The sequence below is a fragment of the Butyrivibrio sp. genome, assembly GCF_017433805.1.
Taxonomy (GTDB): Bacteria; Bacillota; Clostridia; order Lachnospirales; family Lachnospiraceae; genus Butyrivibrio.
This window is the reverse complement of record NZ_JAFRGN010000040.1, coordinates 1-17,013: the sequence shown is the minus strand read 5'-3', so window position 1 is coordinate 17,013 and position 17,013 is coordinate 1. Positions and strand designations below refer to the sequence as shown.

Genomic DNA, 17,013 nt, shown 5'->3' with positions numbered 1-17,013 from the left:
AATATGAAGGTTTCAGATTATATAGTAGATTTTTTGAAAAGAAAAGGCGTCACCGACTGCTTTATGGTAGTAGGCGGTGGCGCTATGTATTTGGATAATTCCTTTGGGCATGCCGATGGGATTAAGTGCACCCAGTTTCATCATGAGCAGGGAGCAGCTATGGCAGCAGAGAGTTATTCAAGACTTGAGAATAAGGTGGCTGCTCTTTGTGTTACATCTGGCCCTGGCGGAACTAATGCTATAACTGGTGTGTTGGGAGGTTGGCTTGATTCTCTTCCTATGTTTGTCGTTAGTGGTCAGGTTCGATTTGATACTACAGTAAGATACTGGAAGCAGCTTATGGAGAGTGCTTCTGAAACCAGAGACTATGATGATATAAGGTCTTTGGGAGATCAGGAGTATGACATTACCAGAATGACACAGCATATATGCAAGTATGCAGTTATGTTGGAAAAGCCTGAAGACATCAGATACCACCTGGAGAAAGCCTGGTATCTGATGCGAAATGGAAGACCGGGACCTGTATGGATCGATGTGCCGGTAAATTACCAGAATACAGATGTGGATGTGGATAGCCTAAAGGGCTTTGATCCGGTAAAAGAGGGATATGAAGAAAAGCTTCCACCCAGATTTGATGCTAAAAAAGCTAAAGATATCATAGAGCTTATCAGAAATGCCAAGAGACCTGTAATCTATGCAGGAGGCGGCGTTCGCATATCTGGCGGTTTTGAAGCTTTTAGAACCATGGTGGATAAGCTTGGAGTACCGGTATGTACTTACTGGGATTCAATAGATCTTATAGAAGATGATAATCCTTTGTACTGCGGAAGAGGCGGAAACATGGGTGACCGTGCTGGTAATTTTGCAGTGCAGAATTCAGATCTTTTGCTGGTAATAGGCAGCAGGCTTTCAATCAGACAGGTGGGCTACACCTGGACAAGCTGGGCCAGGGAAGCCCATGTCATAATGGTTGATATAGACAGAGCTGAGATGGACAAGCACACCATACATGTGGATTACAGAATCTGGGCAGATGCCAGGGATTTTTGTGAGGTGATGGCTTCTGCAGCAGGTACCGAAGTGGTAAGCCCATGTGATGCCTGGAGAGAACAGTGCATAGCATGGAAGAATAAATACCCCGTTGTCTCTGACAAGCAAAAGAATACTGGAAGTTCCCCGGTTAATGTATACGGCTTTATGAGAACTCTTTCGGAGAAATTGCCAGAGGAGAGTCTTACGGCTGTTAGTAATGGCGCGTGCTGCGTTGCTGGTCATCAGAGCTGGTTTATTAAAAAAGGCACCAGATTTTTTAATAACAACGGAGTTGCCAGCATGGGATACGGCCTTCCGGCAGCAATCGGTATGTGTATAAGTGCTGGAAGACGAGAAACTATCTGCCTCGAAGGTGATGGAAGCATCATGATGAATCTTCAGGAGTTGCAGACAGTTATCACTAACAAACTACCGATCAAGATCTTTCTTATAAATAATAATGGTTATCATTCAATCAGGATTACGCAGAATAACATCTTTTCTGAGTATTCCAAGGTTGGAATTGGCCCTGAAAGCGGGGATCTTGCGTTCCCTAGCTTTGAGAAAATAGCAAATGCATTTGGTTTTGAATATTTTTCCATAAAAACTGGCGATGAGTTGGCTGATAAGCTTGGGGGAGCTTTAGAGGCCAAGGGAGCAGTGTTGTGTGAAGTGTTTACTGATACAACACAGGTGTGGGAGCCTAAAAGCTCAGCCAGAAGAAATCCTGATGGAACATTATCAAGCCCGCCTTTAGAGGATTTGGCCCCATTTCTTCCAAGGCAGGAACTGATGGACAATATGTATATTTAATCAAAACACTATTTTTGAACAAAAAATATACGAATTATGATTAGTTGTATGATTGCTGTCAGATAAAATAAGAAATGTATGAAAGGACGTGTTTATGGGCAAGAATAAGGGGACCTTTATTATTAAGGTAGATCATTGTCAAAACGGTACATGGCAGGGGAGCATCGTTTGGGCAGACGAGAACAGAACAGAGCGTTTTAGAAGCGCACTGGAGTTGTTCAAACTAATGGATAGTGCTGTTAATAACAATGAAATGAGCACTGAAACTGGCGAGGGGACTGCATAATTTCTTAAAAAACGATAAACAATCGCCAATTTGTTGGATATTATCACATATTTATTAGATAATGATAATGTCTGGAAAATTTAATTAGGATATTAAGTAATCAGAGGGGGCAATGTGATGCTTAAGAGATCTAAGAAATTACTGGCAGTTTTACTGGCGGTCGCATTTGCAATCACTACCTTTGGTAGTGATTTTTCTTTTTCCAACGCAAAGGTATTTGCTGCAGATGAAGAAATAGCAAATGATGTAGTATCAGAAGATACTATAGTTACCGCGGAATGGGAAGCCGTTCCAGAAGCTGAAAAGGAAGAGGAAGAGTATCAGGAGCCAAATAATGAGGGGGCTTCTGAAGAAACCACTGATCCTGGAGCTTCAAACGATGGAGGCGAAGTTTTGGAGGACTCTGCGTCAGCTGAGTCAGAGGTGCAGGAGCCTGCGCCTGAAGAAACAAAGCCTGCAGAGGAGACAGTTGCTACCGATGAAACTCCGGTTTCCGGCTCAACTATCATCCCAGAAGAAGATGTTGCCAAGGAATCTTCGGCAGCAGCTAATTCTGCGAGCACATCAGAGGATGCTGCATCTGAGAGTTCATCAGATGACGCAGCTTCTTTGGCAAGCTCAGATGTAGAAGCTGCATCAGATGCTTCATCAGAAGCTTCATCGGATGCTGCAAGTACTGCGTCGAGTGCTGAGAAAAAATCATACCCGGCTCAGAAATTTGAGGGAGAGTCTGTTGGAATCTTGGTTGAGGCACAGTCTGAAGAAGGAGCATTCCCAGCAGGCACAATTATGAAAGTCCGTGCAATATCAGACATCGAAGCTGTGGACACCGCCAAGGAGGCTCTTGGAGAAGAGGTTCAACAGGCAAAGGGTGTTGATATTTCATTCTATAACGCTGAGGGCAAGGAAATCGAGCCATTAGATTCTAAGTCTGTTCGCGTATCAATTTCACTTGGTAGTAAATTAAGCGGAGAAGAATTTTCTGTAATCCACCAGGATGATGCTGGTAAGACCGAAAAGGTTGCCGAAGCTAATGCTGATGGTGCTTCTTTTAATGCAAACGCTTTCTCTGTATATATTGTAGCTGGATCTGGTGGTTCAGGTGATGATACAACTGATAAAAGAGCAATCTGTACCTATAATTTCTATCTGCGTCAGAGTGACTATGACAATAAGACTACTCCATTTAGTGTTCAGATGGTAAAAGAAGGCGATAAGCTTGCTAATCCAGGAGTACCAGATGGTCTTCTTTCAGATGAAGAATTCCTTGGTTGGTATGCAGTTGATGGAAGCACGATTCCTTATGGAACAGTTGGACATGTTACTGCTAACAGCGTGGTTGATGTCATTGCCAAGATTCAGACTACTTACTATCTCACCTATATTGGTGTTGATGAAGAAGTATATTATGTTAAAAAGATAGTTCTGGTAACTGGTGAATCCACTGAGGTTGAAGTTGATGATATTAAAAGACCTGAACCTAAAAAGGACACGGATACAATTATAGGCTGGACTCTTAATAAAGGCAGCAGGGTGCTTATAGACAAGCCTGTTGATGTTACTACTGTTAAGACAGTATATGCAGTAGCTACAGGTATTCACTGGATTAATTTTGATGGAAATGGCGCAGGTGTAACCTATACAGATCCTGTTTACGTATGCACTGATAAGAGTGCAAGGGACAAATATCCAGCTGAGCCTACAAGAAAGGGTTATGTATTTAAAGGCTGGTATACCAGAAAAGGTGCTAAAGTAGGAGAGGTTGACGAATCTTCTGCGTTTGATTGGGATAGAATTTATGGAGATTCCGACCCTGATGTAGTTCTTTATGCGAAGTGGGTTCCAAATGATAAAGCAGATTACACAATCATTATCTGGAAGCAGAGTATAGATGATGATAAGAATATTACAGATAATGATGCAAAGAATTACGAGTATTATGCATCCACAACCGGAGAAGCTCATCTGGGCAAAAAAGCGACGGTTGGGTCTACTGTAAATGAATCTTTATTTAACAAGAAAACTCTTTTAGCTCAGGATGGATTCCATTATGGTTGGATGAAAGGTACCAGAATTGAAAATGGTGTTGAGGTATTAGAGAACAAGATAAGGTGCGAAGAAGATACGATCATAAATGTTTATTATGATCGTGATCTGATGACAATTAATTTCAAGCAGATAGTCGACCTTCCTAATGGAAAAGGTAAAATTGTTGACTTAAACAAAGAGCCTTATACAGGTTTGTATGAACAGCCACTTTCTAAATATGGTTATGTATGGCCAGAAGGCAACTGGGTGTTCGAAGATAAGAAGGGACTATCATCCAATTATAAATTCTTGAATCTGGATTTTGTTGAGCGCTTTATTTTTACTAATTATCAGAAGACGTATTCAACTAAGTTCACAGCGTATCTGCATGAATTAACTGGAACATATACTGTCTATCATTACCTTTGCGAGGGACTTGATGGCAAATATGAAGTAGTAGATCATACAGCTAAGCACTTTGGTGCACTTGGCGCAGAGTTTGAATTCTACTGTGATGATTATTATCGCGCATTTAAGCCAGATCACTTTACTCGTGGTAAGGATGGGGCAGAAGAGCCAATGTCCGTTGGAACAAAGATTCTAGGTAATTATACTGATGATGATTCTGATGACATTTATCTCTTTTTCCATAGACTGACTGCAAAGATAGAGTTTATGGACAACTTTAATGGCGTTACTACTAAGATTCCGGATGATGAAGTTGATGATGTATTTGATGAGATTAAGTTTGAAATGCCACTTTATCTCGACGGAACATATAATACTTTAAATTTCCAAAAGCTTGCTCCAGACCTTAGTAAAGATTCTAAGTATGACAAGCCTGGATATAAGTTCCGTGGTTGGAGTAAAGATCCAACAGGCCAGAGTGGAGTATATGACTGGAATGAAGATATGGGACTGGATAATAAGGTTCTGTACGCTTTATACGAGCCTATTACATGCAATGTAATTCTGGATCCTAATGATGGAACTATTATTAAGACTTCTGTACAGAGTAAGAAGGATACTTATCCTGTCAGCATGGAAGGCAAAAATGGTAAGGTCGTCGTTGCTTATGGAGATGAGCTCATTAAAAGCGATCTGATGACCAGTGTTACACGTCCTGACTATGAATTTGTAGGATGGTATCTTGATAATCAGCCATATGGCTATGGCGAGATTACTAATGACATTACATTAGTTGCTCATTGGAGAAGCCCAGGTAATGTCAAGGTCATTTATATAGATAATGTAGATGATCCACACTGGGATCCGAGCGGAACAGGACTTCCTACAGACAATTACAGATATGCGATTGGATCTTCTGCAGTTGTTGGCGCAGTTCCTGATAAGGTTGAAAAGGGATGGTCATTTATTGGCTGGAAGGTTCAGAAGGACAGCTCAAATATCCTTCGTTACCCTAATAGTAGCATCGATATTAAAAAAGAGTATTTACAGAAAAATATTCCGGGGTATGATAGTAGTTACGATTACATTGTCCTTGAGGCACAATATGATTCCAGAAAGGGCAGTAGTATCGATCCTGAGTATACAAAGATTACATATCATTCCAATAACGGATTTGATGACACAGTTGTTGTAGATACTGGAGCAAGTGGACTACTTAAGGTTAACGAGACAGTACTTGCACTGTCTAATGATAACGATACTAAGTTTACTAGAACGGGTTATATATTTGCTGGATGGAGTAAGGTTCCAGGTGATAACAATCCATTGTTTGTAATGCCTGGCGAAAAGATAGCTGCAGATAATAAGGAGCCACTTCCTAATGATCTGTACGCGATCTGGGTAACGACACCGGTTACACCGCCACCACCACCATATGATCCACCTCCAGATAACCCTCCAGATAACCCACCTTCAACACCTCCTACTCCACCAACTACACCTACTCCAGTAGCGGCTGGACAGGTTCTTGGAGCAAGAAGAGATACAGGTAACGGAGCAGCAGTTCTTGGAGCTAGAAGATCCAGAACTGAAGATACAAACAACTTAGCACTTCGTATATTGGCAATAGTTGCAGCTGGGGCTATGGCAGCAGGTCTTTTGATGACATCCAGGAAAAAGGATGAAGAACAGAAGGAAGAGTAAGTCTAATGAGTGAAGCCAAGCAAATGTTATTTGCCAGAAATTTAATAAGTATCTGCATTGATGACAATGAAAATGCTGACTATCAGGGATGTCTGTGGCATCAGTATTCGGACGATCCGATACCATTTGAGAGTGCCACTGCCATGGTGACCATCATGGATAATCTTATGGACGAATGGGACTTTCCGCAGAAAGGTCTTGAGCAGAGAGTCTTCATTCCCAAAGAGCATCAGCCTCATAGGAGAAAAGAGGTCAAGGATGATGAGCTGGTGATCGATAAGATTCAGAAACAGCATGGTACCAGAAACATTCAGGGTAAAAAAGGTAGACTGGCTACGTTTGTAGTGCAGGTTGCTTTCAGGCAGAATGCTACCTGGCAAGGGCATGTAGTTGTAGCTTCTTCTAATGAAAAGAAATCTTTTTCAAGCGTGATGGAACTACTCAGGATCATGGATGATAGTATGAAGGGAGCAGTAGTTCTTGAGTAACAAAAGTGTTTTAAAAAAGATTTTCAAAGTAATTGGGATAATCCTTGGAGCAGTGCTGGTTTTGGCGCTTGCTTTCGCCATAGGATTTAAGGTGTATACTACACGCTCGTACATGGCTGATAATGGTTTAATAACTGAAATCATGAAGAGCGTAGGCGATAGTGTTCAGACCTATTCGGATAAAGACCTGGTGGTATTTGTTCCTACCAAGGAAGAAGCCAAGGCTATTATAGTTTTTTATCCAGGAGGAAAGGTTCAGTACACAGCTTATAGCGGACTCATGTATGAATTGGCTGAAAGAGGTTTTGTATGTCTTCTTCCCAGAATGCCGGAGAATCTGGCGTTCCTTAGGCTGAATGCAGCAGATCTGATAAAAGAGAAATATGCAGACAGAACAAAAGAAGCTGAGAATCTGAAGTGGTACATGGCTGGACATTCCCTTGGAGGAGTGGCAGCAAGCCAGTATATGGCAGATCAGGAGGATGGCACCTATGCGGGAATCATCCTGTGTGCTTCATACACCACCACAGATTTTAGCGACAGAGATATGAAGCTCTTGTCTATCTATGGATCAGAAGATAAGGTTCTCAATATGGAGGACTATGAGGGTAGCAAATCCTTTTGGCCTGCAGATGCACAAGAATATGTGATACAAGGTGGTAATCACGCTGGCTTTGGTAATTATGGCGAGCAGAGTGGTGACGGAGAGGCTACAATCTCAAATACTCAGCAGATCACTGAAACTGCCAATGTAATTGAGAAGTTTATTACTGAATGATCAGAGCAAACATAGTAAGGGTTCTGTTCATAAATATCGCTTTTAGTTAATGTTAAATATGCTATCATGTAAGAGTATTACATGATAGCATATTTATGTTTAGATTTACCGAGGAGAATTATATGAAGTTCAATATTGTAGAAGTTTTTAACAGAAGCGTAACTATAGAATTGGAATCTGATGCTATATTTCAGCAGGCAGAGGAATACACAGTAGAAATTGACGGCAGAGAAGTATATAGAGGAACTCAGAACGTAGTGTCTGTGCCAGCTCTTTTGCCAGACAAGGAATATACTATTACAGTTAAGGTTGGCGGAGCAGAGGAGAGTCAGAAGTTTACTACAGGTCATGAGTCCTACCTTTTGGATGTAACAGCCTTTGGAGCTAAGGGCGACGGCGTTACTCTTGATACAGCAGCAATTCAGGCTGCAATCTGTGCATGTCCCAAGGATGGTACAGTTTATGTTCCTAAGGGTGAGTATCTTGTTACACCTCTTTTCCTTAAGAGTGACATGACCTTCTGGCTTGACGAGGGAGCAGTTATCCTGGGAGATACAGACAGAAATCATTATCCGATTCTTCCTGGAATGACCAGATCTTCAGATGAAAAGAGTGAGTATAACCTTGGAACCTGGGAAGGTAATCCACTTAACTGCTATGCTTCGCTTATTACTGCAATTGATGCACATAATCTTGATATTATCGGACCAGGAACTATTGACGGAAATGCTGGTAATAGCGACTGGTGGGTTAATGCCAAGGTTAAAAGAGGCGCATGGAGACCTTTTGCAATGTATCTTGTAAGATGTCAGAAGGTCAGAGTTCAGAATGTGCGTGTACAGAATTCACCTTGCTGGACAATTCATCCGTACTACAGTGATGATCTTGCTTTCCTCAACATGTATATCCACAATCCTTCAGATTCACCTAATACTGATGGACTTGATCCAGAGAGCTGCAAGAATGTACTGGTTCTTGGAACAACTATTTCTGTTGGTGATGACTGTATGGCCATAAAGAGTGGTAAGTACTACATGAGCATGGAGCATCACAAGGTAACTGAGAATATTATTATCCGTAACTGTAAATTTGAGAGAGGCCATGGTAGTGTTACTGTTGGTTCTGAGGTTGCAGGCGGAGTTAAGAATGTAAGAGTGTCACAGTGCATATTTGACGGAACTGACAGAGGCCTTAGAATCAAAACAAGACGCGGAAGAGGCGAGAGATCTGTTCTTGATGACATTCTTTTTGAGAATATCGATATGGATGGCGTACATATGCCATTTACTGTAAATATGTTCTACTTCTGCGATCCAGACGGACATACAGACTATGTTCAGAATCAGAATCCTGCACCAGTTGACGAGATGACACCTGTTATCGGTTCAATCACAGGAAGAAACATTGAGTGTAAGGGCGCAAGCGCATGTATCCTTTGCGCGGTAGGACTTCCAGAGAGACCAATTGGTAAGCTCGTATTCGAGAATATAAATGCAAGCTTCCTTCCTGAGAACGAGCGTGTCCCAGAAAGACCTGTCATGATGGATAACTTTGACGAGATGAGTGGCAGAAGCATTTATGCCAAGAATGTCAAAGAGCTTGTGCTGACAAATATGACAATCAGCGGAAGTGCTGATGAGGAACCTGAGCTCATTAATGTAGAAAAGAACACTCTTACAGGTGTTTCTTATAAGTAATTTATGATTATTTGGGGGAATAATAATGTCTACCGTGAAAAAATCCGTATATGTTAAGGCCAATCTTATAGTATTATTGGTCGCATTATGCGTGGCAGTACTTCAGGGGAATTATGCTACATCCATAGCCCATGGTGGTTTCGTGCAGCTTCAGTTGGCCCTGTTGTTTCTGACTGGATTTGTGAGTCTTTTTCTTATAGCTAACCAGAAATTTAGAGGAGAACTTGATACACAAAAAGCGATATTGTGGACTGTATGGCTTGGAATGCTGATAAGAGCAGGCTATGTCCTCTTTTACGACATATATACGCTTCAAAATGACGCAGGCACATATACGGGCTTTAATACTGATAACATTAATAATGGCCACATTGGCTATATTGAGTACATTTACAAATTCTTTCATCTTCCTGACATGGATCCATATGATCATTTTGGATATTATCATCCACCGCTTCATCATACTATTGAGGCGGTATGGATGACTATTCAGAGGATGCTTGGTGTTCCTGAGGAGCTGGCATTTCAAAATCTTCAGGTTCCAACTCTTATTTATTCCGGACTTTGCATTGTAGTGATGCTGCACATCCTGGAGGAGAGTGGTGTCAGGGAAGAGCTTCTCAGTCTTGGAATGTGTCTTTTTGCGTTTCATCCCAAGCTCCTTGTTCTGGGAGGATCAGTCAATAATGATATCCTTGCCCTTCTTCTTTTGCTGGTGACAATCTGGAGAGTGCTTGTCTGGATTGAGGATAAGACTTTTCTTAATATCATTCTGATAGCGCTGGCTCTTGGATTTGGAATGATCAGTAAATTAAATACAGCTATCTGCGCCTTCTCAATTGCGCTTGTTTATTTGATCTACCTGATACAGGTGATAAAAGAGGGCAACAAGGTTGATATCAGGAATACATTTTTGCAGTACGTGGTATTTGGTGTAATCTGTATTCCTATTGGTTTGTCCTACATCGTAAGGAATATTGTGCTGTTTGGTGAGAAGCCTGGAATTCCTTCTCCTGCACTTATTCCTAATGAGTCTGTAATGTACACAGGACCATATTCAGTGTGGTCGATTATTGGTATCCCAAGTATTGCTGATCTTCATGTGGAGTTCCCTTTCCACGTGCTTAGCGCAGCTTCTATACATAATACCTGGGTTATCCTGTTCCAGACCGGACTGTTTTCTGAGAGCTATCCTGTTGAGATTGGACGTGGGCTTCTTGCTGTATGCCAGATTGCCTATGTGGCTTCAATTGTGGCAGGAGTTCTTTTGACAATAGCATTTATAGCTAGCTACGCTGCTAAACTTATTAATGAGCTAAAAGAAAAAGAGGATGGTCTTAGGACTACATTCCTTTTGTTTACTTATGTGTTTATGTTGATCAGCTTCTGTCTGTATGTATTTAAGTATCCATACACCTGCAGTAGCGACTTTAGATATATGACAGCTTCTCTAGTGTTTACGGCACTGGGACTTGTGGCTGTTTGCGACAATAAGAAGAATCTGTTTATGAGAGTTGTGGCGCTTGTGTCAGTGTTTAGCGTTATTTTGGCTTTGGCAGGATCCCTTCTTTTCTATATGTTCTACAACCTGGCAGCATGAGTGTTGTGTGAACATCGGGTGTTTATGAGGAGATTTATCCATGAGATTATGGAAATGGACTAAAAAGTTTAGAGGCGCTGCACTTTGGATGTTGCTGGTATTTACGCTGTGGATCACAGGGTGTACTGACGGCAGCAGGGGTGTTGTTCCGCAGCCCGTTGCACCAGGAGTCGAGAAGTCGGTAGAGGCAGCCACAGAAGCAACTACGATATATCTCGAGACTGGAAGTACTGCTGCGACAACGGCGGTAAGTGAAGAAGTTGCCAGCGTAGTAGCGACGACGGTTGCTAGTGAAGAAGTTACTAGCACAATAGACGAAGATGGAGTCTACACCAGCAAAGATGATGTGGCTAATTACATTTCAGTCTATGGTAAGCTTCCGTCCAACTTTATTACCAAAAAGGAAGCCAAGAAGCTTGGCTGGCCTGGCGGAAGCCTCGAGAAGTATGCGCCAGGAAAGTGCATCGGTGGAGATTACTTTGGAAACTATGAAGGTCTTTTACCGACGAAAAAGGGCAGGAAGTACTACGAATGTGATATAGATACCCTTGGTAAGAGTAAGCGCGGAGCCAAGAGAATCATTTATTCCAATGATGGCCTGATTTATTATACCGGAAATCACTATGAATCCTTTGAACTATTGTATGGAGAACCATGATGGAACAAGTTTTTTATATAGACCTGATGGAAGTATATAGCAAGGAAGATCTGCAGGAGCTGCTGGTTAAAGAGCTACCTCTTCCTGATTATTACGGCCGTAATCTTGACGCTCTTAATGATGTGCTGAGAGAATACGGAGAGGGATGGAACATTGTTTTTTATAATTCCAAGTTTGCTGAATTGAGACTTGGCAAGTATTTCGAGGCGCTTAGAAGGCTTGCTGGTGAGGCGTGCGAAGATATGCCTACGCTGAATATCAGATTTTTCCCATGAACTATAAACAATAGTAGCATTGAATTTGTAATAGGAGGGACAGCATGAGATATCCGCAGTTTTTGAAATCTGGTGGAACAATTGGATTTGTAGCACCATCTTTTGGATGTACCTTTGAGCCTTATATCAGCCGTTTTGATAATGCCAGAAAGACTTTTTCTGAAATGGGATATAAGCTGGATGTCGGTCCTAACTGCGATAAAGCTGAGGGAATAGGTATCAGCAATACTCCTGATAAATGTGGCCAGGAATTAAATGAGTACTACGTTAGTGATAAGAATGACGTGCTTATGTCTGTAGGTGGCGGCGAGCTGATGGATGAGGTCGTACCATTTATCGATTTCAAAGCTGTGACAGCAGCAAAGCCTAAGTGGTACATGGGGTATTCTGATAATACAAACTTTCTTTTCCCATCTGTAACACTAGCGGATACAGCCGGAATCTATGCGCCTTGCGCGGGAGATTTTGGAATGGTCAAGTGGCATCCTGCTGTTGCAGATGCTTTTGATCTTATTACCGGCAAGAAGTTTGAATTTGAGAGCTATGATAAATGGGAGATGGAGCTTCCTGAGAATCCTGATAACCTCTGTAGCTACTATGTGACAGAGCCCAACAGGATGAAGGCTTATATTGGTGAGAAGGGCCTCGTTGATGGCGCTGATGTACATGAAGAAATAGAGTTTTCTGGTCGACTCATTGGTGGTTGTCTTGACTGTCTTGCCAATCTTGTGGGCACTCCATACGAGGATGCAAAAGGCTTTTCAGAGAGATATGCTGGGGATGGTATTATCTGGTTTCTTGAAGCCTGTGACCTTAATGTTTACAGCATACGTCGTTCTATCTGGAACCTTAGAGAAGCTGGCTGGTTTTCTCATGTTAAGGGCTTTTTGATTGGTAGGCCTGGTGCAGCCTTTGGACAGGATATGTTTGGTCTTGATCAGTACAAGGCTGTTACAGACATACTTGGGCAGTTCGGAGTTCCTATCCTTATGGATCTCGATATAGGACATCACCCGCCAATGATTCCAATGCTATGCGGAGCAGTGGCCAAGGTGAAGTTTGCAGATAATAAATTTAAGATTTCATACGAATTAAAATAGACATTAGAAAAGGGCTATGCACTAAGTGCATGGCCCTATTTTTTTTAAAATTTATTTGTTTCTACGAAGAATCTCAGTATAAGCAAGGATAAGTGGAGCAACACCCTTAGCTTCGTTCTCAACAACTGGCTCTGAGAAGTAGTATTCAAGTGAGCCGTCACGGTGCTGTGCTCCGCCAAGACCTGCTACGAGACAGATACCGCCGAGCTTAGGTGAACCGTCTTCGTTGCGTGAAAGATATTTTTCTGTGATTCCATCAAATGCCTTCATAGCTACATCCTCGAAACGCTTAGGAAGATAACCAAGGCGAACACCCTTAAGAAGACCATATGCGATAAGTGCAGTACCTGATGTCTCAAGGTAGTTGCGGGAATCATCTTTTTTATCTACAACCTGATAGAACATTCCGCTCTCATCCTGGAAAGGAATAAGTGCATTAGCGAGGTTCTCAAGCATTGTCTGAAGGTATCTGTACTCATAGTACATGGATTCATCCATGGCCTCTGCTGTATCAACAAGAGCTACAGTGAACCAGCCAAGTGCGCGGAGCCAGAAGTTAGGACTGCAGCCAGTATCCTTATCAGCCCAGTACATATCGCGGCTCTCATCATAGCCATGGTAGTAGAGGCCAGTCTTCTCGTCCTTCATAAGAGCTTCTACGTTCTTGAACTGTTTGAAGGAATCAAGGCAGCCCTGCATCTTGTTGTAGCGTCTCTCATATTCCATGTAGAAAGGCTGAGCCATGTACATTCCATCAAGCCATACCTGATAAGGATAGATGTTCTTGTGCCAGAAGTTGCCAGCATTTGTACGAGGCATAGTATCGAGCTGAGCTCTTACTGTATCCATTGCCTTTCTGTATTTCTCTTTACCTGTAAGGTCATATAATTTGAACAGATTCTTGGATGGATTGATGTTATCAAGATTATATTCAGCTGTGCTGTAGGTCTTAATAGAACCATCTTCCTGAACAAACCAGCCGACGAACTTGTCAGCAAAATCAAGGTACTTCTGGTCACCAGTCATTTCATACAGTGAAAGAACTGCTGTGATCATACATCCGTCAATATAGTTCCACTTGTTGGGCTTGCCACTAAGGACATTTTCAATGTTCCAATAAGGGTGCTCAGCATCAGACTTCTCTAAAAGGAAATCAACATACTCACTGAGCATCTTGAAGGTTTCTTCTCTTGTCATAACATCTCCATTCAAATTCTGTGATTTATACATATTTGCTTACATGAAAAACGTAATAGATTGTTTGAAATGTAAGTGCTTACATTTTACCATACCTGTAGTCTTTATCCAATATGTTTTTTGACATGGTGTGAAAAGCCTGTAACTGCAGCATTTACATGGATTTTGTTGACTTAAAGGGGCGTAGATATTAATATAAGTTGGTATAAAATTTGAAATGTTTTGCATGGGCAAAATAGCGAGGTTTATATGGCTAATAAGAAGAAAAACAATTTATATTCTGATATAACTTCAAGAATGCTTGAGTTTATTGACGAGAGTCCTTCCTGTTTTCAGGTGGTTGATAATCTGAAAAAGCGTCTTGTGGAGGCTGGATATACAGAGCTTAAAGAGGCTGATGAGTGGAAGATTGCTCCAGTTAAGGGCGGAAAAGGCGGCAAATATTTTGTTACCAGAAATGATTCTTCCATTATATCTTTTAAGATTCCAAAAAAGGATTTCAAGGGCTTTTATATGATCGCAAGCCACAGTGATTCTCCTTCCTTCAAGATCAAGGAGAACCCTGAAATGGAAATTCCTGGTGCATATATCAAGTTAAATGTTGAGAAGTATGGCGGAATGCTCTGCGCTGAGTGGTTTGACAGACCTCTTTCAGTTGCCGGAAGACTTATTGTGAGAGACAAAAAAGGTCAGGCACAGACCAAGCTTGTTAACGTAGACAAGGATCTTCTCATGCTTCCAGCTCTTGCTATTCACATGAACCGCGAGGCCAATGACGGATACAAGTACAATGCCCAGAAGGATATGCTTCCTATCTTCGGCGATGACAGTGCTAAGGACAAGTTCTTTGAAGTTGTTGCAAAGGCAGCAGGAGTTAAGAAGGAAGATATTTTAGGACACGATCTCTTTTTATATAACAGAGTTAAGCCTACAGTATGGGGCGCTTCAGATGAGTTTATCGCAAGCTCCAGACTGGATGATCAGGAGTGTGTATACACAACCTTCGAAGGCTTCATGAATGCAGCGGATTCTGATAATGTGGCAGTTCACTGCGTATTTGATAATGAAGAGGTCGGAAGTGGTACCAAGCAGGGCGCGGCTTCTACATTCCTCAAGGATACACTTACAAGAATCAATGAGTGTCTTGGCAGAACTAATGAGCAGTACTACACAGCTGTTGCTCAGAGCTTTATGATCTCTGCTGACAACGCTCATGCTATTCACCCTAATAATCTGGACAAGGCTGACCCAGTCAACAGACCAGTTATGAATAAGGGTATTGTAATTAAGTATAATGCTAACCAGAGATATACTACTGATGCGGTTTCTGCAGCTACCTTTAAGCTTATGTGCGAGAAGGCCGGTGTTCCTTACCAGAGCTTTACTAACCGCTCAGATATGCCAGGCGGATCAACACTTGGCAATATATCCACAGCTCAGGTTGCTGTTAATACTGTAGATATTGGTCTTGCACAGCTTGCTATGCATTCACCATACGAAACAGCTGGAAGTAAGGATCCAGAGTATCTGGCGGCTGTATCTCAGGTCTTTTACGAGAGCTGATTTCGGATATATAGATTTTTTTAGGAGGATTTTATGGGTATTTTTGATTTGTTCGGGGGTAAGAAAGCCGCTGAGAAGGCGCAGGTTGAGGAGCAGCTGAGCGTCGCAGCACAGAAGGAAAAAGAGATGCAGGCTGCTATGGATGCGCATGCAGACATGGAGTGGCCAGGATTTCCTAAGCTTAATCCTGTCAACACACCTGAGCTTGAGGCAGCTCAGATGCCAGAGACAGTTTCAGAAGAGAGAAAAAATGAGATTGGTGAGATGATCTATGATGCAGATATGTCACCAGACTCGCTTAGATTTTTATCTAACCAGGAGCTTCTTTTTCTTTTAACTGCTCTTGAAGTGTTCAATAAGAAGGCACCACTTCCAGGCTTTGAGAAAAATCACAGAAAGGTATACAACGAGCTTCTTGGCAGAGTGAGAGACGCAGATATTCTCTACGTTCTGTACGATGCTACAACAGGTTATCCTTTCATTGATCACGGTTTTGGTAATGTGTATTTTGAAAAAGAGCTTGCTGAAAAGGCAGCAGAGATTTTTGCTAAGCAGTTCAGAAGACTTATGGTCAAAGAGATCAAGGTAGAGAATCCTGATGATACTTCTGCTGTTAAGAGAGGTTTCTTTGATTATCTGTACTACATCGGAATCGAGAATGTTCTTGTAGATAACGGAGCTTACAGAGCCAGATTTAAGAGAAATGAGATCGTAGCTGCTCCTGGTGAGTGGAATAACGAGGACCTTGGCAAGAACCCTATCAATCCAGCGCTTAACTTTGCGATGCTTGATTTTATGGAAGAGCTCAGATGGCCTGTTCAGTACGAGAAGAGAGATGATGTTGTTAAGGCTAAGGAAATGAGAATGCTGGCCCTTATCAGATCCAGTAACTTTATCGTTCCAATGCAGCACGAGGGACCGGTTGAGGTTCTTGATGATGGCAGAATGCAGTTCAACAAGGATACCAAGTTCAAATTCCTGGTACTCAACACCAAGGATGACAAACATTTCCTTCCTGTTTTCACAGATGCTATAGAGTTTGGCAAGAAGCTCAGAGGTTCTGAGTGGAACGCAGCTGTATTTAAATATCAGGATATTCTCAAGTTCATGGGTGATAAAGATGGAATTACCATCAATCCAGAGGGACAGAGCGTTGTTCTTCCTAAGGATAGAATGATGATGCTTGAGGTTGCTGGTCAGCAGGCTGACAAGATGAAAGCCAAGGCCGGAGCAGCTAAGCCTACAGGAGGTGCTGCATCTGATTCACAGGAAGTTGCTGTGCAGAAAGCGCTTAACCAGGCTATGGCAAGGATGAATGAGAACAAAGACAACTAAATAGGCATTAACTATAATTGGCTTGTTTATAAACGGATATTAGTCTAAAAT

General features: G+C 41.9%; 13 protein-coding genes. 12 read left to right on the top strand and 1 reads right to left on the bottom strand.

The features are described from left to right. Positions 1–3 precede the first annotated feature (3 nt). From IJI01_RS10280 to IJI01_RS10235, 10 genes are all read left to right on the top strand, one after another. On the top strand, positions 4–1,845 hold the full coding sequence (locus IJI01_RS10280) for a thiamine pyrophosphate-binding protein (protein ID WP_292190050.1): 1,842 nt from the start codon (positions 4–6) through the stop codon (positions 1,843–1,845). Positions 1,846–1,939: 94 nt separating this feature from the next. Then, positions 1,940–2,131 carry a hypothetical protein gene (locus IJI01_RS10275; RefSeq protein WP_292189708.1) on the top strand — a complete coding sequence of 64 codons (192 nt, stop codon included), beginning with the start codon at positions 1,940–1,942 and terminating at the stop codon, positions 2,129–2,131. 117 nt (positions 2,132–2,248) lie between these two features. After that, positions 2,249–6,271 carry an InlB B-repeat-containing protein gene (locus IJI01_RS10270; RefSeq protein WP_292189705.1) on the top strand — a complete coding sequence of 1,341 codons (4,023 nt, stop codon included), beginning with the start codon at positions 2,249–2,251 and terminating at the stop codon, positions 6,269–6,271. A gap of 5 nt (positions 6,272–6,276) precedes the next feature. Then, the gene (locus IJI01_RS10265) at positions 6,277–6,759 is read left to right on the top strand and encodes a hypothetical protein (RefSeq protein ID WP_292189702.1); all 483 of its coding nucleotides are present in this window, start codon (positions 6,277–6,279) and stop codon (positions 6,757–6,759) included. Further along, on the top strand, positions 6,752–7,537 hold the full coding sequence (locus tag IJI01_RS10260; protein ID WP_292189699.1) for an alpha/beta hydrolase: 786 nt from the start codon (positions 6,752–6,754) through the stop codon (positions 7,535–7,537). The genes IJI01_RS10265 and IJI01_RS10260 overlap by 8 nt, the downstream gene beginning before the upstream one ends. A 122-nt stretch (positions 7,538–7,659) precedes the next feature. Then, a complete protein-coding gene (locus IJI01_RS10255; RefSeq protein ID WP_292189696.1) occupies positions 7,660–9,234 on the top strand; it encodes a glycoside hydrolase family 28 protein in 1,575 nt (524 codons plus the stop codon). Positions 9,235–9,259: 25 nt separating this feature from the next. After that, positions 9,260–10,834: a glycosyltransferase family 39 protein gene (locus IJI01_RS10250; RefSeq protein WP_292189695.1), complete on the top strand. Its 1,575-nt coding sequence runs from the start codon at positions 9,260–9,262 to the stop codon at positions 10,832–10,834. Between the two features lie 40 nt (positions 10,835–10,874). Next, a complete protein-coding gene (locus IJI01_RS10245; protein WP_292189692.1) occupies positions 10,875–11,492 on the top strand; it encodes a ribonuclease domain-containing protein in 618 nt (205 codons plus the stop codon). Then, on the top strand, positions 11,492–11,767 hold the full coding sequence (locus IJI01_RS10240) for a barstar family protein (RefSeq protein ID WP_292189687.1): 276 nt from the start codon (positions 11,492–11,494) through the stop codon (positions 11,765–11,767). The genes IJI01_RS10245 and IJI01_RS10240 overlap by 1 nt, the downstream gene beginning before the upstream one ends. Positions 11,768–11,811: 44 nt before the next feature. Beyond that, positions 11,812–12,867: a S66 family peptidase gene (locus tag IJI01_RS10235; RefSeq protein ID WP_292189684.1), complete on the top strand. Its 1,056-nt coding sequence runs from the start codon at positions 11,812–11,814 to the stop codon at positions 12,865–12,867. A 51-nt stretch (positions 12,868–12,918) separates the two neighbouring features. Here IJI01_RS10235 and IJI01_RS10230 read toward each other — a convergent pair whose 3' ends face one another. Next, complete coding sequence (locus tag IJI01_RS10230) at positions 12,919–14,064, bottom strand: glycoside hydrolase family 88/105 protein (RefSeq protein ID WP_292189681.1); 1,146 nt, start codon at positions 14,062–14,064, stop codon at positions 12,919–12,921. Between the two features lie 249 nt (positions 14,065–14,313). Here IJI01_RS10230 and IJI01_RS10225 point away from each other — a divergent pair, with 249 nt between their 5' ends. Beyond that, positions 14,314–15,627, top strand: coding sequence for a M18 family aminopeptidase (locus IJI01_RS10225; RefSeq protein WP_292189678.1), 1,314 nt, complete (start codon positions 14,314–14,316; stop codon positions 15,625–15,627). A 33-nt stretch (positions 15,628–15,660) separates the two neighbouring features. Next, positions 15,661–16,962 (top strand): SseB family protein, encoded by a 1,302-nt coding sequence (locus IJI01_RS10220; RefSeq protein WP_292189677.1) that lies wholly within the window; start codon positions 15,661–15,663, stop codon positions 16,960–16,962. Positions 16,963–17,013 lie beyond the last annotated feature (51 nt).